The organism is Paenibacillus sinopodophylli, assembly GCF_005930355.1.
GTDB lineage: Bacteria > Bacillota > Bacilli > Paenibacillales > Paenibacillaceae > Pristimantibacillus > Pristimantibacillus sinopodophylli.
The window spans coordinates 180379-205405 of the sequence record NZ_VDBO01000002.1 but is presented as its reverse complement, the minus strand read 5'-3'; the positions used below and the strand labels follow the sequence as shown (position 1 = coordinate 205405).

Genomic DNA, 25027 nt, shown 5'->3' with positions numbered 1-25027 from the left:
TCAGCCTCAATCGTCGCTTACAGGAAGGTACACATTTATCCTTGTACCTTTGCCGTATTCACTCTCCACCTCAATCCCGTAGGATGCACCATATGTAAGACGAATTCGTTCATTAACATTAAATAGGCCAAACCCGTTCTTATGCTCTGGATTACTTGAATCCTTCAAGCCCTGCTCAAGAAGCTCCAGCTGCTCCGGCTTCATCCCTTGCCCGTTATCGATAACTGACAAAACAAGATGGTTGTCAATATGTGCCGTTTCAATGCGAATATGGCCTTTCCCTTTCTTCATTTTGATGCCGTGATAAATCGCATTCTCGACGAGCGGTTGAAGTATAAGCTTCAATAAGCGGTTATATTTCAAGCTCTCGGGTATTTCTTGAATCTCGTAGCTAATCTTGCTCTCATACCGCATCATTTGAATAATGAGATAGCTGTCCACATGCTTGATCTCTTCTTCAAGAAAAATCATTTCATTTCCTTTGCTGAGACCTATCCGGAACAAATTCGTAAGCGCGATAATAATTTCAACAATATCGTCCGCCCCTCTGTCCTGCGCCATCCATTGGATCGTATCGAGCGTGTTATACAGAAAATGCGGCTTAATCTGTTCTTGCAGCACTTTAAGCTCCGCTTCCCTTTTCTCTTTCTGCTCGGTATAGACCATATGAATCAGCTGCTCGATCTCCTGAACCATTTTATTGAAGCTGTCTCCCAACTGACCAATTTCATCCTTGGAACCGCCTTTGAAACGCAGATGCAGCTCGCCTTCCTCTACTCGGTGCATAATGCGCCGCAGCTTGCGTACCGGATTAATAATCGAATTCGTAAAGAACCAGGACACGATAATAGCTAGAATGATCGTGAGCAGTACGACGATAACGGTATAGACCTGCCATTTGATGACCACCGATTTGGATTCATCGAGCGGAAAAACACTGACGATTTTCCAGTTCGTACGCTCGAATCGATCCTGCATAATTTGGAAGGCTCGATTGTTGATTATCTTCTCCATACTCGTGTAACCGCTTTCCAACCACTCGTTGTCAATCCTGTAAACAATCAAATTAACCGGTGAATACACGATGCCGCCATGTGAATCGGTAATATAGACGAATCCGCTTTTCCCTAACGACACGGACTCAATCGTTTTTTGAAAAATACTTAGCTCCATATCCAGCAAAATAACGCCAAGCACCTCATTCGTATCTGGATCCTTAATCGCCTTGACGAAAGACAGCACTTGATCGGCACTGTAATTGTATTCCGATTTGATGTTCCTTCCAATAGGCTTGCTGATTAAGAGCAGCTCATCAGGCTTAGCTACCGCTTTCTTGTACCAGCCTTCCGAGGTTAACGGGTCCCGAATAATTCTCTCCATTTTATTGCTTACATACTGATCCTGTTTATTCACGATTAACAGACCAGCGATTTCGGGATGTCTGCGTTCATACATCGCAATTACCTTTTCAATGTCGGCCTCATGAGCGCCTGTACTCTCAACGCCTGCTACAAGCCCTTTCTTGAAAAAGGACATCACCTGATTGTCGTCCGCAACATAAGCCAAAATATTTTCCATTTCATCGAAATAATACACGATATTATTTTTAACCTGCTTCATCATCTGAATCGTATGCTCATTGGTCGTATCTTCAATTGATCGTTTGTAAACACCGGTGCCTACTGCGCTTAGCGTAACGATCGACAATAATATAATAATGACAAAATAAATGAGAAGCTTGAACCTAATACTGCGATTTTGAAATCGTTGGACAATCTCCAAGCGTTTGATGCCTGCAAGCACATTCTCACCTATTTCTTTTTAATCTCAGTATATATCGACTTTTTTTGATGGGAAACAACAAATTGCAAAGGGGCATTTGCCCCTTTGCAATTCGTTGCATTCGCGTTTAGTAGAGACGGTTCGGCAACGCATCGATCGCTTTTTGACCGAAGTACACATCCTCGTCCGATTTGATCCATTTTTCCAACGTTTTTCCTTCTTTGAAATCAAGAATGGCTTGTTTCAATTGAGGCCCTAGCAATGGGTTACATTCAACCGTAACATTCAATTTTCCGTCGCGGATCGCTTCAAACGCCGGTTTGATTCCATCAACCGATACGACGAAAATGTCCGTTCCCGGCTTCAAGCCGTACTCTTCAATCGCTTGGATTGCGCCGAGTGCCATGTCATCGTTATGTGCGTAAACCGCTTGAATATTTTTGCCATCGGATTTCAAGAATGCTTCCATAACCTCTTTGCCCTTCGCACGGGTAAAGTCGCCGGATTGGGATTTAATGATCTTGTAGTTTGGGTTGCCGTCAACAATTTCTTTGAATCCCTTTTGACGGTCGTTCGCAGCGCTCGCGCCAACCGTTCCTTGAAGCTCAACGATGTTTACTTGCTTATCAGCGCCAAGCAGCTCCATCATTGTTTTTGCTGCATTTTGTCCTTCAAGCACGAAATCGGAACCAATGAACGATGTATACAGCGACTCATCGCTTACTTTTACAGTACGGTCAAGCAGGAAAACGGGAATGTTTGCTGCTTTTGCTTCTTCCAGCACCGTTTCCCAGCCGGATTCAACGACAGGAGCAAGTGCGATCGCATCTACTTTTTGAGAGATGAATGTGCGGATCGCTTTAATTTGGTTCTCTTGTTTCTGCTGGGCATCGGAGAACTTCAGCTCGAACTGTGCGTCGCTGCCGAATGTATCCTTGATTGATTGTGTTTCAGCATCCCGCCAACCGCTCTCTGCACCGATCTGCGAGAAGCCAAGGACGATCTTTTTGTCCGATCCTTTGTCTTCTGGCGCAGGAGCCGTCGTCTCCGTCCCTGCATTCGTTGCGGCGTTCCCTCCATTATTGTTAGCTGCATTGCCGCTGCATGCCGATAGCAGAAGCCCCACCGCTAACACCGTTGTCATGACAAAAGAACTCTTTTTAAACTTAAACATTTTTTTGTTCCTCCCTTTATATGCTGTGTGTTGATCACATTATTAATATAATTCGTTTCAATTTTATTGTATTTAGATAATAACGTTATATTTTGCTAAATTCAGCACTATCTGTTATTTTCATTCATGGTATTTTACACATTCAAACGGAAGCAGGCGCTCGACGATCCCCGCCGTTTGGGGCTGGTTTACCCGCAGCATGGCTGATGATGCGCCGTCTTTGCCTGCGGATAACGATTACCCTTTGCAGAAGAATAAATAGGAACAATAGGAAGCCAACTGCGATTTTGGTCCACCACGAACTAAGCGTACCCTGATACATGACGATGGTTTGGATAATGCCGGAGCAGATAACACCGAGTAAAGGACCAACTAAGTAGCCAAAACCACCCGTGAGCAGGATGCCCCCGATGACGCAAGCGGCAATGGCATCCATCTCCATTCCCATTAGATGAAGATTGTAGCCGGACAACATGTAGAAGGTGAATACAATGCCGCCAAGCGCAGAACAGAAACCGCTAATGGTGTATACCAATACGGTAATCCGAGGAACCGGCAGGCCCATGAGTACTGCTGAGCGCTCGCTGCCTCCGATAGCAAATACCGCCCTACCAAATTCCGTGTATTTGGCGACATAAATAGCGATAGCGACGACCGCGAGTGCGATTACGACGCTCACCGAGATGAAGTTGGACCCGACCAGATTGATTTTGAATTTGGAAATAGCGGTATACGTTGCGTTCTCGATGACGATGCTTTGCGTCGTTATGAAATAGCTCGCTCCTCTTGCAAGAAACATGCCCGCAAGGGTAACAATCCAAGGATGCAGATCGAAGCGTTGGATCAAGTAGCCTTGCGCAGCTCCGAACATAATACCGATGAGCAAGCAAATGGCCATAACCGCGTATGCATTCATGCCTTCCTGCAGCAGCGCAGCGGATACGACGCTTACGAATGCAACGACTGAAGCAACGGACAAATCGATTCCGCCTGTAATAATAACGAAAGCAAGCCCCGTCGCAACGATAATCAAATAAGCGTTATCAATAAATAGATTGAAGAAAACCTGCCATGTGAAAAATCCGGTGTAGAGGACTGAGCCGGCACCGTATAATAAAATAATAAGCAGCAATGTTGAGAGAATAATAATATTGTTCTGATTGATTCGAAGATTCAGCTTCATCCTGCCACCGCCTGTTTATTCTTCTGCTGGAACACTCGTCTGAAACGGTCGGATTGCATCAAGCTTACAACGATAACAACAATCGCTTTCACAACCATAATGCGCTCAGGCGGTACGCCCATGGAGTAGATCGTTGTCGTGAGAGACTGAATGAACAAAGCCCCGATTACCGTACCGGCAAGGAAGAATCGTCCTCCCCGCATGGAGGTTCCGCCAATCACGACCGCCAAGATCGCGTCCAGCTCAATCCATAAGCCTGCATTATTCGCATCCGCGCTGCTAATATTCGAGCTGACAAGCAGCCCTGCAATCGCAGCGCAGAGACCGCAAACGATATAAACGAATAAGTAAATTTTCCGGGGCTCAACGCCCGCATACTCGCTGGATATTTTATTTGTGCCCGTTGCCTCAAGGAAAAGCCCAAGCGCGGTACGCTTTTTCAAATACAGAACAAATAGAAAAACGAATGCCGCGATAAAGATGGAGAATGGCAAACCTAAGAAAAATCCTTTGCCAATAAATCCGAAAGCCTTATCGTCAGTCGTGAGAACCTTACCTTCGGTAATCAATTGCGCGATCCCTCGTCCCACGGTCATGAGAATCAAAGTCCCGACCATCGGCTGTATGCCTAAGTACGCGATTAATAAACCATTCCATAAGCCGCATAATACGCCGACGATCAAAGCCGCGACAACGGCCATCCAAAGCGGTACGACGCCGAGCAAAGAGATGGCAACCGCACCCGCTATCGCCAGGACGGAGCCGACCGAAATATCAATGCCTTCCTTCGCAATAACAAGCGTCATGCCGATGGCAATAACCATAATGGGTGCAGCACGATTCAAGATATCAATCAAGCTTCCGAAGAGATGACCGTTCTTGATTTCGATATTAAAAAAACCTGGAACAAAAAATAAATTAAACAACAAGATGGCGGCTAAAGCCGTAATTGGCCAAATGATTTTGGTATGCATGATACTAGCTGCCTGTTTGCGAATACTGCTCATCTGAACCACCTCCTTCTGCAATCATTTTCATAATATTGGTTTCTGTCATGTAATCGCCGCTAATTTCACCTACCTGCATCCGGTCGCGCAGCACGACGATCCGATCAGCGCATTCAATCATTTCTTGAAGCTCAGAAGAGATAATTAAGATCGAAAGCCCCGACTTTGCCAAATCCAAAATCAGCTTGCGAATCTCACCTTTGGAGCCGACGTCAATCCCTCTAGTCGGTTCATCGAGAATGAGCAGGCTTGGTTCTGTAGCGAGCCACCGTGCCAAAATAACCTTCTGTTGATTGCCGCCGCTTAAATTATCGATACGCTGCTCCATGCTAGGCGTCTTGATTCGAAGCAGCTCGATAAATTTCCGCGCAATTTCCTGCTGTTTTTTTAAAGGGATATAGTTGAAAATGCCCTTTTTCGCCTGAAGCGCGAGCACTATATTTTCGCGTATCGTAAGCTCGCCCACAATACCTGCTACTTTCCGATCCTCCGGGCAGAAGCCTACTCCCTTACGGATGGCCTTCTTGGGATTCATCGACTGGAACGTCTCCGAACCAAGCGTCAGAATGCCGCTGTCGGACTGGTCAATGCCAAAGATGAGATTGGCGAACTCCGAGCGGCCCGATCCAAGCAAGCCAGCAAGCCCAACAACCTCTCCCTTCTTGACGGACAAGCTGACTGGTTTCACAGAACCCGCTCTCGTTAAAGCTTGGGTAGACATCGTTACTTCAGAGGTGTAGCTCTGCTCCTTTTTGCGATGCTCGTCCTCTTCTCTCCATTCACGTCCGATCATATTCGATACGAGACTGCTCTTTGACAGCTTGCTCGTCTCATATTCACCGACTAAAGCGCCATTGCGCAAAATCGTGATCCGATCGGTTATATCGTAAACCTGGTCCAGGAAATGGGTGACAAATACGATTCCCATCCCCTCGTCGCGAAGCTTGCGCATGACATCGAACAATTGCTGCACCTCTTGATTGTCTAAGCTCGAGGTTGGCTCATCGAGAATAAGAACGCCGCTGGACATGTCCACCGCCCTCGCAATCGCAACCATTTGCTGTATGGCGACCGAGAAATCCGACAGCGGCTGCTTCACATCCAAATTTAAATTCAACCGTTTTAATAAGCGCTCGCTGTCCTCGTTCATCTGTTTCCAATCGATCGAGCCTCTTCGCTTTGGCACGCGGCCGATATACAAATTTTCTGCCACAGATAAATTAGGGCATAAATTAATTTCCTGATACACCGTGCTGATTCCAAGCATTTGCGCCTCCTGCGGCGATCTTGCTGTAATCTGTCTTCCATTCAATTTCACTTCACCTTTATCCATCGCGTGCACGCCAGTCAGCACTTTTATCAAGGTTGATTTTCCCGCGCCATTCTCGCCCATCAATGCATGAACCTCTCCTTTTCGCAAGGTAAAGGTTACGCCGCTAAGCGCTTTAACACCGGGAAAGGTTTTGCTAACATCATCCATCTTCAGTAGAACGTTTCCGCTCATTAGGCCACTCCTTCCTCTATGAACACTCTGTTTTTATGATCAATTATCATTTTACGAATTCAAGCAGCTCTTGTATTTACACGCAAAAGCTATTTTATACATTATTCGGTTCTTTTCCTTGATCCAAAATAAGCTGAAATAAGCAAATAAGCGCCGCCTCCCGCATAGATCTGCGAGGGGCGGCGCTTGGAATAACGAAAGCTTAGATTAAGGAATCAGCCTAAATAGACCATAAACGATCTTGGCTGCTTCTGCTCTCGAAGCATGATCCTTTGGTGCAAAGCGGCTAGCGCCCTTTCCATTAATAATGCCTGCGGCCTGCATTGCGCTGACACTCTCTGCGGCGAATGCGGCAATCGTCGTTTGATCGGCAAATGGATTCGTTTCTTCTAAAGAAGAAAGGTCTACGGCAGCAAGCTTCGATGCGCGATAGGCCATAGCGGCCATCTCTTCTCGCGTAATTTCATCATTTACGCCAAAGCTGCCATCCGTTTTGCCATTCACAATGCCAAGCTTTTGAGCTACTGCCACGGCTTGGTAGTACCATGTTTCTTGCGGTACGTCGCTAAACGTGCTTGATGCGCTGCTATCGGTGAAGGCAAACGCGTTCATCAGCATCGTAATGAATTGAGCTCTTGTTACTTTACTGCTCGGAGCAAACAATTGGTTGCCGACTCCATTCACAATTTCACGAGCTGCCAATGCATGGATGCTTTCTTGCGCCCAAGTGACTTGGGAAAGATCCGTGAAAGCAACAGGCTTGTATACAGCAGCGTATTTACCTGAATGCCCAGCTTCAAATACTACTTTCCCTGTTTCAGCATCGAATTTGGCATGCTTAATTAGAGACAGCTTTCCTTGGTCATCGATGTAATAAATGACAACTTGATTCGGATTTTCATTCGGCAGCAGCTTATAATCAAGCGCCACTTTAAGTTGCTTGTCGCCCAAATCAGACTGTTTGTCTCCATTAACGCTTAGCGTGATAGCATAGACAGGCTTATCGCCGATTACGGCAGCCGTTTCGGAAGATAAACTTTGTTTGTTAACCCCGGAGAAAGAGAGAGAAATGACTGCAGCTTTATCCAGTCCTGGAGCTATTGGTCCGGTCTTTAGATTAAACGTTGTGGAACCAAACACAATCTCTACGTTCTCAATTCCCTTCTGCTTGGCTGCTTCAAGCTGGCCCGCAGTCAGTGATACAATCACTTCTTGCGCAGAATCCGTATTTTGCAGCATAATCGTAACGGACTTATTCACCGCTTGGGCAAGTACCGCTTCGAAATCCGCTTGTGCTACTTTCAGAAGCAGCTGTCCGTTTCCATTCGGCTTAATCGCAGGCAAGGTCAGTACATGACCTTCAACCTTTGCAACCGGCTCCGGTGCAGAAGCTCCTCCGCTAGGCTGCTCTCCGCCATTGCCTGGGTTTTCTGAATCCTTTTGTCCGGAAATGGTAACGGCTATCGTACCGAAGACGGACGGACGACCAGCGGAGACCGCTTTTACCGTAACGACCCCATCGTTCAAAGCCGTCAACAGACCCGTTTGCGAAATCGATGCTGCTTGCTCCCCGCTTTCGATCAACCATTGTACTTGTTTGTTCGTAGCGTCGATCGGAAGCACCAATGCATTCAGCTGGAGTGTGCCGCCTTTTGTCGTAATCGCAGCAGCACCGCCTTGGCCGTTGATGACAATAGATTCAACGTCAATGTCCTTGTAATTAGAAGGTATGCGCTGCGGCGTCACGGTTGGCCCCCATACTTCCATTAAGTCAGGACCGTTCGCCTGCGGAACGAATTGTACGCGGTCAATCGCAAGCTTTCTTGGCTCCGTTTGGCCAATTCCATAATGCACATGATAAACCATAAACAATTCTTTCCCGTCAGGGGATTGCACGATCGAGTGATGCCCTGCTCCCGGCACGAGCTCATTAGCTTTCATAATCGGATTGAACTCGTACTTGGTCCACGGCCCAGTAGGCGTAGGAGCAGTCGCATAGCCTACTCCGTAATCAGGGCTTTGGAAATGGTTTCCTGAATACGTCATGTAATAAGTTCCCTTGTGTTTAATGACAAATGGGCCTTCATTAATGCTAGCGACCGGCTGCTTCTGGCTTTTCTCCCAAGCCTGCGTCGGCGCAAACACAAATTGAACCGTGTCTTCTTTGATTGTTTTCATATCATCGTTCATTTCAGCAACCATAATATGGTTATCATTATTGAAACGAACAAAGTACATATAGGTTTTCCCGTCTTCATCCGTAAAGATATGCGCGTCAATCTCAGGCGTATTCAGATGGATAGGCGCTTGTACCTCTTGAACAAAAGGTCCGAGCGGCGAATCGCTTGTGGCAACGGCGAGACGTTCCTCAACGGCATAGTACATATAGAATGTACCGTTTTTCTCAACGACCTCAGGCGCCCAGAAGCGGTTGTTGCCCCATGAATTTTTGTTTTCCAGCGCATAACCATGCTCCTGCCAGTTGGCAAGATCCGATGACGAATACACCTTAATGCCATTTGGCATATTCGGATAATCGGCGGTATTCGTACCGTACAGGTAATAGACGCCTTCATAGAACAACACATGCGGATCAGCAATATCAGGAAGCTGTTCCGTATTCGTATAGGTTGGGCCTGTGAGCGTTTCCGCGTAAGCGCTAACCTTCACATTGTCAAACTGTGCTTTGGCATTAAACGTTCTAAAGCCAATGGAGCTTGTTGCAAGGTGGGTCGATTCCGCTACGTCAAACTTAGGATACGGATTGACATTCAGCGGGTTGTCATTGATGTAAACCTGGATATGGTCTTCACTCGCAATAATTTTAATGGTATACCATTCGTTGGTTTGAATCGGAAGATTTCTTGTTGCGAGCTCTCTCCACTTCCCGTTTGTGAAACTGCCTAAGACAGCAGACTTGTTCGCCGCATTAATGCCGACATAATAACCGTCCAATGCATCAGGGCCCACGGCCGGGTTAGAAGCTCTAAATACGAGTCCGGCTTCCGTTCCACTAACGATTTTTACATCAGTTTCCAACACGTAATCGGTGAAGCTCTTGCTATTCAGGATAGCTTTGTAGCCCGCTCCTCTCGATACCGTATAGGTACCCTCACTTTCTGACCATACGCCGCCGTAGGTGCTCCATTCGGTAGGATCTAGACTGGAGAAATCTTCACTGTACAACACTTCGCCCGGCTTAATGGACCCAAGCACCATGACGGTAGCTCGCGAAGTGAAATCCCCATTTTTAGAAGCTGCCTGAATGACTGCTCTACCTGGCGATACGCCAACAACTAATCCTGTTTCGCTTACAGTCGCAATGCTTTCATTAGAAGATGACCACGTTACATCGGGCCCGCTCTTGCCTTCATTCACGAGCTGAATCTTCTCGCCAGCCTGCAAATGGGCTGATTTCGGTGCCAGCTCAACGCCTCCCTCGATCGTTCTAACCGCGATATAATCGAAAGTCGCATCGATAGGATCGTTAGGCGCAACGACATTGCTCGCGAAAAACCCGACTTTGATCGAACTTAAGTCAACGGTCATCGCATCAGAGGCTTGAATCCATTCGTAGCCGTTCCAGTAATAGGTCGTATACACATTTCCTATTTTTTTAATTTTCAGCGTTAATGTGTTGCCCCCAGGATGGCTTACGAAATTAGATGCTTTTTGATATTTCCGGTCTATCTCGTAGGCAGTCTCAATAACTTGGCCGCTAGCCCATACATGAGATAGCTTCACAAAGTGATCGGCATCCTGCCAGACGATTAAGCCTGCTTGCTGATGGTTTTTGGTAACCGGAGCCGTCAGCTTCGTTACCAATTCGAAATCGCTGCCTGCCGCAACATTTTTCAAGAACACGTTATTTAATGAGTTGTTATCTTGATAAATATCCGTAGCTGTCGTCCGAAGCGTCATAAAGCCAGGGTTTTTCGTCAAGCTCCAGTTAGAAGCAAGCTCTTGATAGACCGACCAATCCTTATTCAGCTCGGGAGCATCGAAATGATCCACTGTAAATGCAGAAAGATTAGGCTCCTGCGACTCAGGCAGTACGTTAACCGTGCTTTCTGCTAAAATGCTTTCATTCGCTGCGCTTACGACGCGGATTTGCGTCGTTCCAGGCTGATGCGCAGTGACCTCAAACATCGTGCGTCCTGTCAATGAATCCTTGCCCACAACAGCCGCTGTCGCTACATTCGGATTGGAAGAGGTAATGCTTACATTCTTATCCGAAATCATCATTGGCTTGATGGTTGAATTAAGCGTCGCTACAGTTCCAATGGCTACATTAAGAACGGACTTATCCAAGCTAAGCGATTCAATTGGAAGCTTATTGGCAGGTTCCGCCACAAGACGTTCAAGCACGATATAGTCAATCTGAGCAAAATTCGTTTTCTTCGAAAGCCGGATTGTGTTCGATCCCGCTTCCAACGTCACATCGACGGAGGACGGATTCGTATGGCCCCAGCCAAAGTTTTTGTAAGCGATGGCTTGCCCCTTCGTTCCGTTCACGGATACGTCATGCTCAGCAATGGCACCGCCTGAGCTTCCATTCTCAGCCATGACGATCAAGCTGTATTCTCCGGCACTAGCCGCTTCGACGTTAAATTCTACAAAGTCGTTGCCTGCTGCATCGAGCTGACCTACAACTTTCCCGCCAGAGCTGTTCTCCGATTGGACGACAGCTGCGCTGCCATGAAGCACGGCATCCTCTGCTTCATACCTATGGCGATCAACCAATGGCGTGCCGCTTGGCTGTTCCACCAGTGCATTGTAAGCAACTGGCGTTCCGAAATTCGGCGTGCCATCCGTATTCCAAGTAAATTTCTGTGCTCTTACGCTCCGATTCCCCCAGCTTCCGCCCGACTTCATGGTCGCGTGGTAAACGATCCAATCCTCTTTCCCATCAGGCGAGGTTGTAAACGTGTTATGCCCCGGTCCGAAACTCATTGGCGCTTTGGTGAATACGGGTCCGCTTTTTGCCCACGATGCGGCATTAAGCAGGTTACCGTCTGTGTTGGTAAGCATGCCAAGCGTGTAATCATCGGACCAGCTTCCGCTAGCGGAGTATACGATGAACACTTTGCCATCCTTTTTCAATATTTCCGGCCCTTCGTTAATGTATGGCGTGCCATTCAGCTCCCATGGTTTTTCGGGCGTAGAGATTAACACTCTTGGTCCATTTATCGTCCATGGATTGCTCATTGGTGCAATGTAGAGGTTCTGTCTTACGTTCGTATTGCCTTCCCAGCCTGACCATACAAAATACAAGGATTGGTTGTCAGCTTGCAAAACAGCCCCGTCAATCGCCCATTTGTCAGTTGCATCGGCGACTTTCCCTTTAAATGTGTAGGTTCCTTGCGGATCCTGCGAGTTTCCTTCCAAAGCATACATGCGATGGTTGTTGTTGTTTCCGTCATCCGCAGCAAAATAGATATACCATTTGCCATTAATATACTGCAGCTCCGGTGCCCAAATTTCTTTCGAATACATCGTACCTGCAGGCGGCGTATAAACGGTTACCCGCGGGGATGATCCGATATCCTCCAAGCGTTTGGCTTTCGCAACGACAAGTGACGTGTCATTATCTGATTTTGCATAATAATAATAGCCATCCTTGAATACGATCGTCGGGTCTGCGGAACCCGCGGGTCCCGATACCGGTACGATCGGATTAGTAAAGGTCGTTGCAGCTTGCACCGTTACCGCTGCAGCAGCAGAAAATCCGCCATCGGCAGAAGTCACCGTAATCGTGGCCGTACCCTCGGCTATTCCCTTTACAATGCCATCTGTTCCAACATGGACAATGCCTGGCTTGCTGGAGCTCCAGCTCAGCTGCTGGTTCGAAGCATTTACCGGCTTAAGCGTCGCTAGCAGCGCCTCTTTTTGCCCAACCTTTACCGTAATTGCAGAAGGCGTCAAGGTCACCGACTCAACCGCTACCTCCGAATAAACCGGCAGCAATACTTGTTTTGTCAGGTTAGGCCCTGCCCAATTCACATGCATGCTGGCATCTCCGGCAGCATGGACATACTCGATCGTCACGGCCAGTTTTTCTCCGCCTGTCAGCGCGATCGTCCCGCTCACTTCTTCTCTGGCATGAGATTGCTTGTTGATGACTTGAATATCGTCAATCCACACTCTTGCGATGTTGTCGCTGTCTGCAAAAATCGTATAATTGCCTGTTGCTCCCGACTGGATCGTTCCGGTCCACCGGATCGAGAAGTTATCCTCGCCAATGCCTACGGATGAATCAGGCGATCCCGTTCCTCTCTCATTGCCAAGGTCGAAATCAACACGCGGGGTGATCGATTTCTTGACAGGCTGTTCGAAGTTGCTGTCTTTAAAATACTGTACGCCGAAGATCGGCAGCGTATCGTAGGCATCGCCTACCAAAGCTTTAATATCATTGACATCCCAAGGATGGCCGTCTGGATATACAACGCCATGGAATGGCACTGCCGGCTCTTCCGTCAGCGGATTAACATCGCTTCCCCAAGGGAATCTTGTGTTATCACGGCCAATCCCGAGTGACCACATGACAAAGCCCAATCCTTTTTTGCCGAAATTGTTGACTACTCCCGGAACCGATTGCGTTAGACGATTCATGACCTCATCGGCAAGCACGCCTTGATTTGGCCCGTATCTGTCCGGATAGGTAGGATAATCGGATTCATAGGGATGGTACGTAATGAAATCAGAGAACGGTCCGCCCGAGAATTGTCCTCCCGTGGAGGTAACCGGGATTGTGGAGCCCGTTTCCTTGATCCAAATCCGTGAATCATTCATAATTTGTTTCGTAACGGTGTCCATTAAGCCGCTCTCGCCATTGCTGGGCTCGTTGTAGACGTTCCACACCGCGATTCGATCATCATCCTTGAATGCGCCAACAACACCTTGCACATAAGCTTTGAGCTTCTGCTTGTTGGCCGCATAGTCCGCTTTCACGGTATCGCCCGGAGCTTCGACCCATTGGCTGTTATGCGCGCCGTACCGAGGTTTTGGTTGATCGCCCCAAACAGGGAAATCACCCCAGCAGTCGTCAAAAAACACGAGTTCTACTTTTATGCCATATTTATTTGCTAGAGACAGGAAATCTTCTAGATTAGCTAAGAAATTAGCCTGATCATTTTCCCATAGCAAATTATGCATAAATACCCTTACGAAGTTAATGCCGTACGTTTTGGCATAGGAAAGCTCGCGATCATTAATTTCATGGTCGTAGCTGCGCCATTGCTCAATTTGATTGACTGCGCTAGTCGGAACGAAGACGGCGCCTTGTACCCTTGACCAGTCGAAAACAGGCAGCGTTACCGCGCCGGTATCCGTGACTTTAATATTGTCATAGGCTGCGTCTACGAGAAACGTTCTAAGGCCGATTGCGCCTTGCGTATACGTACGGTCTACTACGCTGACTACAACCTCGTCATTGATATATACCTCGATGTTGCTTCCTTCAGCAACTACCTTTAACCGGTAGACCGTGTTTTGGCTGATCGGATAAGGTATTGATGCCAGCTCTGTCCAGTTGTTGTTGAACTTCCCAACTTGAACGCGCCCATTCACGCCTATGCCTGCAAAGTAGCCTTTAAGGTTGTCCGTACCAACCGTAGGATTGCTGACTCTGAAAAGCACGCCTGCATTTTCATCTCTTTCGCCCTTACTTATAGAGATATCCGTTTCATAGGTGAAATTGCTGTAATTGGTGCCATTTGCAATGGATTTGAAGCCTGAGCCTTCGCCTACTTTATATTTCCCGTCGGTCACGCTCCAAGAACCGCCATAGGTTGTCCAACCCGTTGCGTTCCCGCTGTCAAAGCCTTCATTAAAAGTTGCTGCTTTGCTCGTTAAGCTCGTTAATTTGAAGTTATCGTAAGTAACAAGATTGTTATCATTCCAAGCTCTGAGCCCGATCTTGCCTGCTTGATACTCCGTATCCGCGAATTGATACTCCAATTTGCCATTTACATAAATGTAATAGGTTGAACCGTAGCCTACCACTTTCAAATGGTTGTTTTGGTTTGGATAAACGGCCGCGAATGATTTTGCAATTCCCGTCCAGCTTCCGCTGCCATTATTGCCGGCCGCATTCATTTTCCCGACTTCAAGCGTTCCGTCTGCAGCAATCCCTGCATAATAGCCGCTCATCTTATCCGCACCGTTGCCCGGATCGGTAACCCTGAATATGAAGCCGCTGTTTTGCCAGCTTGCATAAGGATTAATATCGGCCTCTACAATGAAATGCTCGGGCGATGCATCAAGCAGCGCCTTGTCGCCCCTGCTGTTCGTTACTTGGTATTTGCCGCCAACCGCTTGCCAATTCGCTGTTTGTGTGCCGGTAAAGGTTGACCACTGCTGGGTAAGCCCATTGTCGAAATCATCCTTTAATTCCCCGTCGCTTCTAGCGATGACATAAGCTGCTTCCACCGTATCCGACACCGTTTCTCCTGCTTTCTCCGCATAGGCACGAATATTCGTGACCGTACCTACTGTAATTGGAGAAGTATAAAGGGGAGAATTCCCGTTTGGCTGACTACCATCTGTCGTATAACGAATCGTTGCCCCAACCGATGCCGAAGCGATTGAAACCGTTTGCAACGAATCGTACTGCCCTGGCGCAATGCTGAACTCCGGTGCAGCTGTTGTCTGTTCGAAGCGCTCTCTAACAACGATATTGTCTACCGTAGAGGTTCCCCACCAAGTCCGAAGCCCGATTTGGCCGCCTTCCGTTATTTGCTTGCCGTCATTGTCGATGTAATCAATAATCGGCACGGTCATATCATTCAGGAAAACTTGAATGTGGTTATCGATGGCGACGACTTTAATGTGCCCTTGGTTCCACCTGACAGGAACAACCTTCAATTCCTTCCACTCATCGCCAGTTCCCGTTACTCTTCCGAGCGTCATCTTCTTATCTACCGTTAATGCAGCGTAATAACCTGTATAGCCATCTGCAACATTGTTCGATAAGTTATTTACTCTGAAAAGCAGCCCAGTACCATCTGAATTAATACCGCCGATCTTCAAATCGGCTTCATATTGCACATTTTGAAAATAAGTGCTGGACGCAACCGTTTTAGCTCCGGGAGAACCGTTAACTCGGTACTGCTTTGCCGAGTTAACCTCCCATACGCCGCGATTCTGCGGATCCATAGATCCATAGGAGTTCCAGCCCTCTGCATCCCCTCCATTAAAGTCTTCAAAAAAGATGTTCTGAACTGCTGCTGCTGTAAAAGCTTCAGGTGTTAATTCTGCTGCTGCCATTTTGGCCGGCGGCATGAAAGAAACGAAAAAACTTATACACAGCATAATTGCCAGCGCTTTACGCAGTGATGGTTTCGTACCGATTACTGAAATTTTCACGACAATCTTTCCTCCCATTTCGTTTATTTTCGTTCAACCATGATGGGGGCCTTTACACAAAACAAAGCCTCCAGCCTTGCTTACCTTGCCATAAGTAAGCCATCGCTCATTCATTATAGAGGATTCTTTTCTATCTCGTATTTATAATAAACAGTCTTTATTTATATATTTCCGCCTTAAAAAAGTACATTGTATTTGTTTTGACATAAAACGCATAACTATATGAAATTGCCGAAAAAACTAAAGATTTCAACACTTTTATGCCGTAAGATTCATAATGATTATTTACCAAGGAGGAATTAATATGGTCGTTATGAACTGGTATCGACACCAGTCTATCCGCCGCAAGCTCATCATTGCGTTTCTATTCATCCTATTGATGTTGGGTGGGGTCATCGGTACGCAGATGTACGTCTTCAACAAAGATAGAAACACCTATGATTTCATGCTGGTTTCCACGTTGAAAGCCAATACACTGACGGGAACGCTTCAATCCCATTTCAACCCCGAATTAGAGAGAGTCGTGAATGGCCGGCAAGCCTATAACGAAAGTCAGCATCCTATCATCCTCAAGCAGTTGGAAGAACAATTGCTCAGCTTAGAGCGAAAGGAACGCTCTGCTGTTACGCTTGCGCGATTTGAATCCCTTCATAAAACGATCAGCTCTCTTCACACGCAATTGGACAAGCTGAATGAGCAAATGGAAACGAGAGCAAGCGTTGATAATCAGAAGGCAACCTATGAAGCGATACTTCTCACGACAAGCCTTGTCGAGCAAGATCTGCAGCAGCTCGTCCATGCTAAGCTAATCGAGAATGCAGCTGAAAAGGAGCGGATTGCCGCTCAGTTTATACAAAATTCGGTTATTCTCATGACCGTTTTCGCCGCTGTTATTGGAGGCTCATTAACCGTTGCATGGCTGATTTCTAATGAAATAGCCATTCCTATTCGCAAGCTAAATGCAAATGTTGCGCAATTGGCAGCAGGAAACTTAACCGTTCAATTGGTACATAGCCACAGCCGAGATGAAATTGGGGAGCTTTGCGATTCTTTCAACACCATGTTCGCCACCTTGCGAACCATTATTAACAGCGTCCGTGAAACGAATGCGCAGGCGGCCGCCTCCTCACAGCATATGGAGGCCGGGCTGGATGAGAATAAAAAATCGGGCAAGGTTATTGCTGCCGCTACACAGCAGGTTTCAGAAGCTTTAGACGAACATGACCAATATGTACAATTATCGGTACGTGAGTTTGATGGATTGGTGCAGCTATTCCACAGGATTACGACCCAGTCATCCCAAATCAATACACTGGCAGTACATTCCGTCCATGTCTCCCAAGAAGGCAACGAGCAGCTAGAGTACTTTATGACACAGTTCAATCTTCTCAAAGAAACCGTCAAAAAGGTCGATCAGGAGGCTAAGCATTTACACCTGCTTGCGCAAGAAATGGATGTCATGCTGCAGCATATCCGGAAAATTTCCAGCGAAACCCACATTCTCGCCCTCAACGCTTCAATTGAAGCGCGAAGGGCATCCGAGCACGGGAGTGGATTTGCAGTCATCGCTGCCAGGGTCAACCAGCTTGCTGGGCAAACAGCAGTCATCTCCACCCAAATCAATGAAAAGATGGATCATGTGCGCGTAACCGTCAGTCTCATTCAAGATCGTATGCAGGAAAGTATACGTCAACTTCACACTGGTGAGCAGGTAGCAACACAAGCACAGCTTGGCTATCATTCCATACATGCTGCTAATCGCACCGTACAAACCGACATTGAAACCATTGCAGAAGAAATGAACCATGGCAGCGAACGCTTGAGCCGTATTCATATGCTCGTCAAAGAAGTTGAAGTGAGGGCTGATCGGATTAAGCAGGATATAGGCGACATTTCGGCAATGGAGCAAGAGCAGGTTGCAGCACTTGAGCAGGTTGCGGCTTCTTCTGGCCGATTAACAGGCCAAATCAGAGAGCTTAATGATACCGTTTCCCTATTCATCGAATAGTAGATTCATAATTGCGTGAATAAGTAACAAAAAAAGAAGAGGACGCCAGCGCTGACACTTTCAGCGGGACGTCCTCTTTCGATTGTTTATTTAGTGGCTGCCTTCATAAAGTCTGCAATCTTAACCTTTTGCCCGATTTTGGCGCTTTCTACTGCAGCGAGTACCATTGCCATGCTGTAAATATTATCAGCACTCCTCGTCTCCGGTTGGCGCTCCTCCTCAAGTGAAGCAAACATTTCGTCAAGGCAGCCATGATGGCCTGTGTTCGCCATCTCTGGAAGCTGTGTTTCTACCCGCTCATATTCGCGAATGAACTTACCTGTTTGGTCACCGCTAGCTACGATCTCGGCATACGGATTGCCATGACCGTCCCATATCGCCGTCCCATGCTCGCCAGTCACTCGCCAGGATGCTTCCCAAGAAGTGATAACACCTTCCGCGCACCAAGATCCACGATAGTCAAATACAGAGCCGTCACTCATCTCAAAAATACAAATCGCCATCGCGTTGCCTGCATACCATGACCCGGGTGGGTTGAGTTCGTGGCAATACACGGATACTGGATCTGCTCCGATCAGATATCTAGCCTGGTCAAACGTATGAATGGACATATCAAGCAGCAGCGGACTGTCCATCGCATCGCGGAACCCTCCGAAATGTGCGCCGATAAAAAAGTCTGCCCCTATGAATCCTGGTTTACCGATCGTTCCATCAGCAAGCAGCTGGCGGAATGCACGGATGCGCGGATCAAATCTGCGATTCTGCATAATGGCGTGCGTGTGTCCCGTCTCTCCCGCTAATTGTACAATATCGTTGCAATCACTCATTGATTCGGCAAGCGGCTTCTCTCCGAATACGTGACAGCCCGCTTCAAGCGCAGCTTTGCCAACTGCATAATGACTCGCTGGTATCGTAACATCGAACACCATCGTAGCCCCTGTCTCCGCGATGGCCTCTTTCAGATCAGTGAAGATCGGACAAGTAAGCGCTTGACGGTCAGCCATTGCCTGTGCGAATTCCAGCTTAATATCAACAAGTCCAACAATTTGCGTATCTTCCCTGTCCTTCGCGTACTCCACCCATGTATTCGCCATGCCGCCGCATCCAACCACAACAACTTTATGCTTAATAGCCATATCCATTTCCTCTCTTTCCTTTATCTAGATTGGGTTCGGAACAAAATCGCCGCCGCGGCATTGTTTAAGATAGTTTAGTGCATGCACCTGACCTGTCATTTCCAGTTCATCTTTATAAACGGGATCATGCCAGCCTTCGATATCAATCGTACCTTTGTAGCCGTTTTGTCTCAGAATCGAAATAATATCCGTCCAATTCGTATCACCAAAGCCCGGTGTGCGATGCCATACAAACTTCTGTTTCCCATGGACGCCATGCTCCTTCACGATATCCCACGCGATTGTGGCATCCTTGCCATGTACATGAAACACCTTGTTCACCCATTTGCGAAGCTGCGGGATGGGATCAATCAAGCTCACCATCTGATGGCACGGCTCCCATTCGAGGCCAATGTTGTCCTCTGGTACAGCATTGAACATCAGCTCCCAAGCCGTCGGGTTATGCGCGATATTCCAGTCGCCTGTTTGCCAAGTACCATCCATATCACAATTCTCGAAAGCGATGCGAACGCCTTTGTCTGCTGCTCTTCTTGTCAGCTCGCCGAACACTTCTTTGAATCTAGGAATCGACTCCTCAATCGGACGATCCGTGATGCGCCCCGTGAATCCGGATACAATATCAGCGCCGAACAAATGAGCATGATCGATTAAGCGCTCCCAGCTTGCAAGCGTGTCGGCGTTATCACCTTCACCCGTCAACGGATTCCCGAATACGCTTACAGCTGGAACGACAAAATCATGCTCGTCCGCTAATGCTCTAACGCGCTTCGCCATTTCAACTAAATCGGTCTTGCCTGTTGTTTGCCAAAAGGTTAAATTAAACGATTCGAACCCATGCTTCACAATTTGTGGAATAATGTGATCCGCATTGCCTCCGCCTACCAGTGTTCCAATTCTCAATTTGTTTGTCATAGTTGTATATCACTCCAATATTGGCTTATAGTATGTTTAACAACTTCATTATAGCTAGTAAATTACTATAATTCTCTATACAATCTTGTGCAATACTAGTCTAATCTTGTGGTGGTGAATAGAATTTGTCCTATCCAAAGGAGCTGCGGGAAAATACCCGTCTTGAGCATATAACATATCCTATACAGCTATTTCAGAATCGTTGCGACCATGTTCAGCCCAATGATTGTATTCTTTACTTGCATTGGCATGAGCATTTCGAAATTATAGTCATGCGTGAAGGCAGCGCTGTGTTTCATATTGACAGTCGGCCCTATGTCGTCAATGAAGGAGATGTCCTCATTATTCCAGGCGGCGGTCTTCATGTCGGCTACTCGCTTGGCTCTACACCCATCTATTATGATTGTGTCGTGCTGAACGCCTCCCTCTTCAACGATTGGGTGCATGACCCTGTACATGCTCAATTTGTTGCGCCTTATTTGGAAGGTCGCCTTCATTATCCGGTCAATCCTGCTGAACAGGATGATAGCTGTACCAGCTATTTCGGCTTGCTTGAAGAAGCCATTGCTGAGCTCGCGACCAAACCTCCCGCTTATCAGCTAGTCGTCAAATCGAAGCTGCATGCTTGGTTTACGCTGCTCGCACGCACCTTTCTCGAGCGTCAGCTTGCAGGCAGGACGGTTGAGCCTTATTTCGTCAATCGCGATCGTTTCAAGCTGTTGATTGAGCGGATTGAAACCCAGTTCAATGAAAAAATATCGATTGAGCAAGCGGCAAAGCATGTAAGTCTTGGGTCTTATCACTTCTGCAAGCTGTTCAAGAAGCTAACGGGGCGAACCTTCGTTGAATATGTCAACATCAGCCGCATGAACGAAGCGGAGCGGCTGCTGCGCAGCAGCAATGATACCATTACCGAAATTGCAGCCAAGGTGGGCTGCGATAATCCGAACTATTTTACAAAGCTGTACAAGCAATATAAAGGAATGACGCCCTCTCAGGCGCGAAAATAGTCGTGATGAAGTCAGAAAATACAAGCTGAAACGGCTGTCGCCGTCCTCTGGCAAGGCAGTGCGTTTCATTCCGATTAAATAAAAACAACTAAATTGGCAACTTTCTGACTCCCGTTTGCGTCAATAACTAACAACTATGTTTAAAGGAGATACAGGATGTTAAGGTTTAAAACCAAAATCCTATCCATCGTCTTATTGACTGCTGCTATTGTCATAATCGCTTCTAGCTGTAGTCGTGCAAGCAACGCGCCGCCAAGTAGCGAAAGCTCAACGAATATAGAAAGTGAAACAACGGGGAATACGAATTCTGCTGATGCTGAAGCAACAGATGAGCCTGCCATTGTCTTGACGCCAGCGCCTACCGAGTCTACTGCCGTTTCTACTATTGATCCCGTTCCAACAGCCGATGCAACTGCGCAGCCGTCAGTTGCTCCTGCGCAAGAAAAGGACACGGATGAGCAGCAAGAGGCTGAGAAAAAGCCTACCAAAAAGCCTGCTGCTGCGGCAACTGCAATGCCGAGACCAACACTGATACCAACGGCCTCGCCAACAGTAAAACCGACTCAAAAACCTGCTGCCACAGCTGTTACAGTAAAACCTACGGCGAGTCCATTCGTAAAGCCTTCGACAACAGCAACGACTGCTGCTTCGGCAATACCATCGCCGCTGCCTATTGCTACAGCATCACCGACACCTAAGCCGACAACAAAACCGAACCAAGGCAATCCTAATGGCGAGGTTACAGTCGCTGATATTGCTGCTAAGCTGAGTGCAGATGCGGGACTAGGCCCTTTAGCAGCTGTAGAAGGTGACAAAATAATGGAAACCTACAGCATCAATTCGGACAAGCAGCTTATAGACGGAAGCTTCTATCAAGCGACGCTGATGATGCAGGCAGGAGAGTTTTCAGTTGTGCAATTGAAGTCAGATGCAGATTTCGATAGCGTGAAGACTGGCTTCGAGAAACGTGCCGCAGCACTGCAAAGCATATTCAAAGATTATTTACAGGATCAATACGAGCAAGCCAAAAACTATCAAATCATTCGCAATGGCAATTTTGTCTTGTTCTCCATTACGCCTGATCAGCAAAAAACGGCCGAACTTTTTCATGGATTTTTCAAGAATAACGATTCGAATTCGAAGTAATGGATGGGGAACACAAAAAACCTTTGGCATTCAACAGCTGCCAAAGGTCTTTTTGTGTGATTGGTTATTCATCATGGATACTTACTTTATTGAATGACACCTTTTTTCAAGATTAAGTTGGCATATAGCGCACTCTCACCTGTTGCGATAACAGCATATGCCTGCTTAGCCCGTTCATAGAAAGCGAAACGCTCCACCTGCTCGAACGGCTCCGTACAACCGGTTCGCTCTTTTATAATACGTCCATAAACGTCCCAGATTGGCGTTTCCACACGATCACCAGGTACAACCTGCATCAGTGCCACCGGCCGCTCAACATATGAATCAAGTGGGAACAGCTGTAGAATCGCATCAAGCAACTCGGGAATCGCATGACCGTCAGCACGGATTAACCGCTTTGCATGACTGCTGCTAGGAAAGTTCCCGTCTGCCAATACAATTTCGTCGCTATGCCCCATTTCGCTAAGTACCTTCAACAGCTCTGGAGAAATCAGCTTTGATATTCCTATAAGCATAATCGATACACCCTTTCCTATAATGGAAGCCTCTGAATGGAGCCTGTTCATCCTTACTCTGAACGGCTTAAGCGATCAAAACGCTCGATCGCTTCATTCCAATCCAGCGTATGATTAGGAACAAACGTTTTAATGGGGAACGAGGCTTCAACGAGCGAGCGAGAATCCGCCAAGCTGCTGCACTCGCCAAGGGCGACTAGCTGCATCTGCATATTTCCAATTGCACTCGCTTCAACCGGCCCCGCCCACACAGGCTTGCCAATCGCGCTTGCTGTCAAGCGGCACAACAGCTCATTCTGAATACCGCCTCCAACCATATGCAAGCCAGCGTACGATTGTCCGGTCAATGTCTCCATCTGTCCAAGCGCCTCACGATACCGCAAGGCAAGACTCTCCATAATGCAGCGTGCTATTTCAGCAGTAGATTCTGGTACCTTTTGCCCTGTATTGTTGCAATAGGCTTGAATGCGACGTATCATGCCAGCTGGCGCAAAGAAAGAAGCATCATCCGGATGAATGAGGCTGCGGAACGGCTCCGCTTGTTCAGCAAGCCGAACAATCTCTCCGTATGAGAGCCCACTGCCCTGCTCATCCCACTCCCGCTTGCATTCCTGCAAAATCCAAAGACCCATTATGTTTTTGAGCAGCTGGTAAGTTCCCCCGACTCCACCTTCGTTAGAGAAATCCAGCGCCTTCGCATCCGACGTTACAAGCGGTTTCGCAAGCTCGGTCCCGAGCAGCGACCATGTCCCGCATACCAGATAGGCGAACGGTGTACCGCTTTTAGCTGGAACGGCCGCTGCAGCAGATTCCGTATCATGTGTACCAACTGCAATGGCCGCAATTGGCGGAACGCCAAGCTCCACGCATACTTCCTCCGTTAACTGACCAAATCGTGTACCAGGAAGCGTCGGCTCCAGAAACAATGTGCTTGGAATACCAAGCTGATTCATTAAAGCGCGATTCCACTGCCGCTCATTAGGCTGATAGAGCTGCGTTGTCGTTGCCATCGTGAATTCGCATATCTTCACGCCCGTCAGAAAATAGGCAAGCAAGTCTGGCGTTAGCAGAAGTGTGCTAGCTGCTGCAAGCTTGGGCGAACCTGCCTTCTTCATTGCATACAGCTGATTAATGGTATTGAACGGCATAAATTGCAAGCCGCCCTCCTCGTATAACCGATCACTACCGATAAGCTCGATCAGCTCTTCTACGATTCCATCTGTTTGCGAATCTCTGTAATGATACGGATTACCGAGCAGTTCGCCGCTCGCATCAAGCAATCCGAAATCAACGCCCCAAGTATCAATCCCGAATGTTCGGGGCTCATAACCAAGTTGAAACGCTTTGCGAATCCCTGTTTTCAGCTCCTGCAGCAGACGAAGGATATCCCAGTGCAAACGACCGTTTACCGCAATTGGCTCATTCGGAAACCGATGAATTTCCGTTACCTGCAGCCGTTTCTGCCCGCCAGCTTCTTCGGACAACACCAGCTCACCGATAACTGCCCTGCCGCTGCTGGCGCCAAGGTCGAATGCAAGCACTGTCGCATGATTGATCATGCACAGCTCCTCCCCTCTATTGGCTTATTTCTATTGCTGAATGGTGCCGATTATTTCATCTTTTGGAGCAATTCGATTCGGTATGCCTCGCTCTCAAGTGAAGCAATCTCTTCGAATTCTTCCTTAGTAAGCACCTTAGGCTCACGAATCGCTTTTGCGATTAAATAAATTTTGGTGCTCTCTTCAACAACTTCCGTCCGGTAATAAGCCTCGCGCAGGTTACGTCCCGATGTCACAAGACCATGGTTACCGAGCAGCACTGAGCTTGCTTCATTCACCTTGGCGACATAAGCATCCGCAAGTCTATCTGTCGTTGGCAGCACATATGGCACATAGACCGTCTTGCCAACCAGAGCCGCTTGGTCAGGGAACATAATGGGCAGCTCCTGCTCTACGAGTGTGAAAGCGATGCAATAAGGTGGATGTGTGTGAACGATGGCCCCGATATCCGGATTTGCCCGATAAGCATAGAGATGCATCAACACCTCAGAGGACGGGCGGAGACCGATATCCGTAATTTCACCCGACTCAATATCAACCTCTACCCATTGATGCGGCTCTACCTCATCCAGCGCGAAGCCGCTCGGTGAAAGGTACATTTTGCCTTCGAATTTGGCGCTAATATTCCCTCCAGGTCCGACTACCAATTTGTTTGTTACCGTTTTACGTGCATATTTGCAAAGCTCATTGCGAATGTCCGTGCTGCTCATTGTAAAACCTCCCAT

14 protein-coding genes are annotated in these 25027 nt (G+C 47.5%); 3 read left to right on the top strand and 11 right to left on the bottom strand.

The window, feature by feature from the left end; all coding sequences use genetic code 11:
* Window positions 1-6: 6 nt before the first annotated feature.
* The 6 genes from FGT79_RS12750 to FGT79_RS31630 all read right to left on the bottom strand — a co-directional run bounded on the left by FGT79_RS12750 (window position 7) and on the right by FGT79_RS31630 (window position 16016).
* Complete coding sequence (locus FGT79_RS12750) at window positions 7-1803, bottom strand: cache domain-containing sensor histidine kinase (protein ID WP_212758576.1); 1797 nt, start codon at window positions 1801-1803, stop codon at window positions 7-9.
* Window positions 1804-1909: 106 nt separating this feature from the next.
* Window positions 1910-2956 carry an ABC transporter substrate-binding protein gene (locus FGT79_RS12745; RefSeq protein WP_138753199.1) on the bottom strand — a complete coding sequence of 349 codons (1047 nt, stop codon included), beginning with the start codon at window positions 2954-2956 and terminating at the stop codon, window positions 1910-1912.
* Window positions 2957-3098: 142 nt separating this feature from the next.
* Entirely contained in the window at window positions 3099-4139 is a 1041-nt protein-coding gene (gene yjfF, locus FGT79_RS12740; RefSeq protein WP_138753198.1) for a galactofuranose ABC transporter, permease protein YjfF, read from the bottom strand.
* Window positions 4136-5146, bottom strand: coding sequence for an ABC transporter permease (locus tag FGT79_RS12735; protein WP_138753197.1), 1011 nt, complete (start codon window positions 5144-5146; stop codon window positions 4136-4138). Before FGT79_RS12735 ends, yjfF begins: the two co-directional genes overlap by 4 nt.
* Entirely contained in the window at window positions 5118-6650 is a 1533-nt protein-coding gene (locus FGT79_RS12730) for a sugar ABC transporter ATP-binding protein (RefSeq protein WP_138753196.1), read from the bottom strand. The genes FGT79_RS12735 and FGT79_RS12730 overlap by 29 nt, the downstream gene beginning before the upstream one ends.
* A 207-nt stretch (window positions 6651-6857) precedes the next feature.
* Window positions 6858-16016, bottom strand: a complete 9159-nt coding sequence (locus FGT79_RS31630; RefSeq protein ID WP_212758574.1) for a family 43 glycosylhydrolase — start codon at window positions 16014-16016, stop codon at window positions 6858-6860.
* 304 nt (window positions 16017-16320) lie between these two features.
* On the opposite strand from FGT79_RS31630, the gene FGT79_RS12720 reads away from it, so the two are divergent.
* Window positions 16321-18024, top strand: coding sequence for a methyl-accepting chemotaxis protein (locus tag FGT79_RS12720; RefSeq protein ID WP_171056220.1), 1704 nt, complete (start codon window positions 16321-16323; stop codon window positions 18022-18024).
* A gap of 86 nt (window positions 18025-18110) precedes the next feature.
* On the opposite strand, the gene FGT79_RS12715 is transcribed toward FGT79_RS12720, so the two are convergent.
* Both FGT79_RS12715 and FGT79_RS12710 read right to left on the bottom strand, forming a co-directional pair.
* The gene (locus FGT79_RS12715) at window positions 18111-19160 is read right to left on the bottom strand and encodes a Gfo/Idh/MocA family protein (RefSeq protein ID WP_138753193.1); all 1050 of its coding nucleotides are present in this window, start codon (window positions 19158-19160) and stop codon (window positions 18111-18113) included.
* 24 nt (window positions 19161-19184) lie between these two features.
* A complete protein-coding gene (locus FGT79_RS12710) occupies window positions 19185-20072 on the bottom strand; it encodes a sugar phosphate isomerase/epimerase family protein (RefSeq protein ID WP_138753192.1) in 888 nt (295 codons plus the stop codon).
* 125 nt (window positions 20073-20197) lie between these two features.
* On the opposite strand from FGT79_RS12710, the gene FGT79_RS12705 reads away from it, so the two are divergent.
* The gene (locus FGT79_RS12705) at window positions 20198-21082 is read left to right on the top strand and encodes a helix-turn-helix transcriptional regulator (protein ID WP_138753191.1); all 885 of its coding nucleotides are present in this window, start codon (window positions 20198-20200) and stop codon (window positions 21080-21082) included.
* Between the two features lie 156 nt (window positions 21083-21238).
* Window positions 21239-22228 carry a DUF4358 domain-containing protein gene (locus FGT79_RS12700; RefSeq protein ID WP_138753190.1) on the top strand — a complete coding sequence of 330 codons (990 nt, stop codon included), beginning with the start codon at window positions 21239-21241 and terminating at the stop codon, window positions 22226-22228.
* Between the two features lie 86 nt (window positions 22229-22314).
* Here the strand turns inward: FGT79_RS12700 and fucU are convergent, their stop codons facing one another.
* From fucU to FGT79_RS12685, 3 genes are read right to left on the bottom strand one after another with little or no spacing between them, the layout of a single operon-like run.
* Window positions 22315-22743 (bottom strand): L-fucose mutarotase, encoded by a 429-nt coding sequence (fucU, locus tag FGT79_RS12695; protein ID WP_138753189.1) that lies wholly within the window; start codon window positions 22741-22743, stop codon window positions 22315-22317.
* Between the two features lie 53 nt (window positions 22744-22796).
* Window positions 22797-24302 carry a rhamnulokinase gene (locus tag FGT79_RS12690; RefSeq protein ID WP_138753188.1) on the bottom strand — a complete coding sequence of 502 codons (1506 nt, stop codon included), beginning with the start codon at window positions 24300-24302 and terminating at the stop codon, window positions 22797-22799.
* 50 nt (window positions 24303-24352) lie between these two features.
* Complete coding sequence (locus FGT79_RS12685) at window positions 24353-25012, bottom strand: class II aldolase/adducin family protein (protein ID WP_138753187.1); 660 nt, start codon at window positions 25010-25012, stop codon at window positions 24353-24355.
* Window positions 25013-25027: the final 15 nt, after the last annotated feature.

Coding starts and splice junctions, on each gene's coding strand:
- FGT79_RS12690 (WP_138753188.1), bottom strand. CDS start 24,302: ATGATCAATCATGCGACAGTGCTTGCATTCGACCTTGGCGCCAGCAGC.
- FGT79_RS12715 (WP_138753193.1), bottom strand. CDS start 19,160: ATGGCTATTAAGCATAAAGTTGTTGTGGTTGGATGCGGCGGCATGGCG.
- FGT79_RS12685 (WP_138753187.1), bottom strand. CDS start 25,012: ATGAGCAGCACGGACATTCGCAATGAGCTTTGCAAATATGCACGTAAA.
- yjfF (WP_138753198.1), bottom strand. CDS start 4,139: ATGAAGCTGAATCTTCGAATCAATCAGAACAATATTATTATTCTCTCA.
- FGT79_RS12730 (WP_138753196.1), bottom strand. CDS start 6,650: ATGAGCGGAAACGTTCTACTGAAGATGGATGATGTTAGCAAAACCTTT.
- FGT79_RS12735 (WP_138753197.1), bottom strand. CDS start 5,146: ATGAGCAGTATTCGCAAACAGGCAGCTAGTATCATGCATACCAAAATC.
- FGT79_RS12745 (WP_138753199.1), bottom strand. CDS start 2,956: ATGTTTAAGTTTAAAAAGAGTTCTTTTGTCATGACAACGGTGTTAGCG.
- fucU (WP_138753189.1), bottom strand. CDS start 22,743: ATGCTTATAGGAATATCAAAGCTGATTTCTCCAGAGCTGTTGAAGGTA.
- FGT79_RS12720 (WP_171056220.1), top strand. CDS start 16,321: ATGGTCGTTATGAACTGGTATCGACACCAGTCTATCCGCCGCAAGCTC.
- FGT79_RS12700 (WP_138753190.1), top strand. CDS start 21,239: ATGTTAAGGTTTAAAACCAAAATCCTATCCATCGTCTTATTGACTGCT.
- FGT79_RS12710 (WP_138753192.1), bottom strand. CDS start 20,072: ATGACAAACAAATTGAGAATTGGAACACTGGTAGGCGGAGGCAATGCG.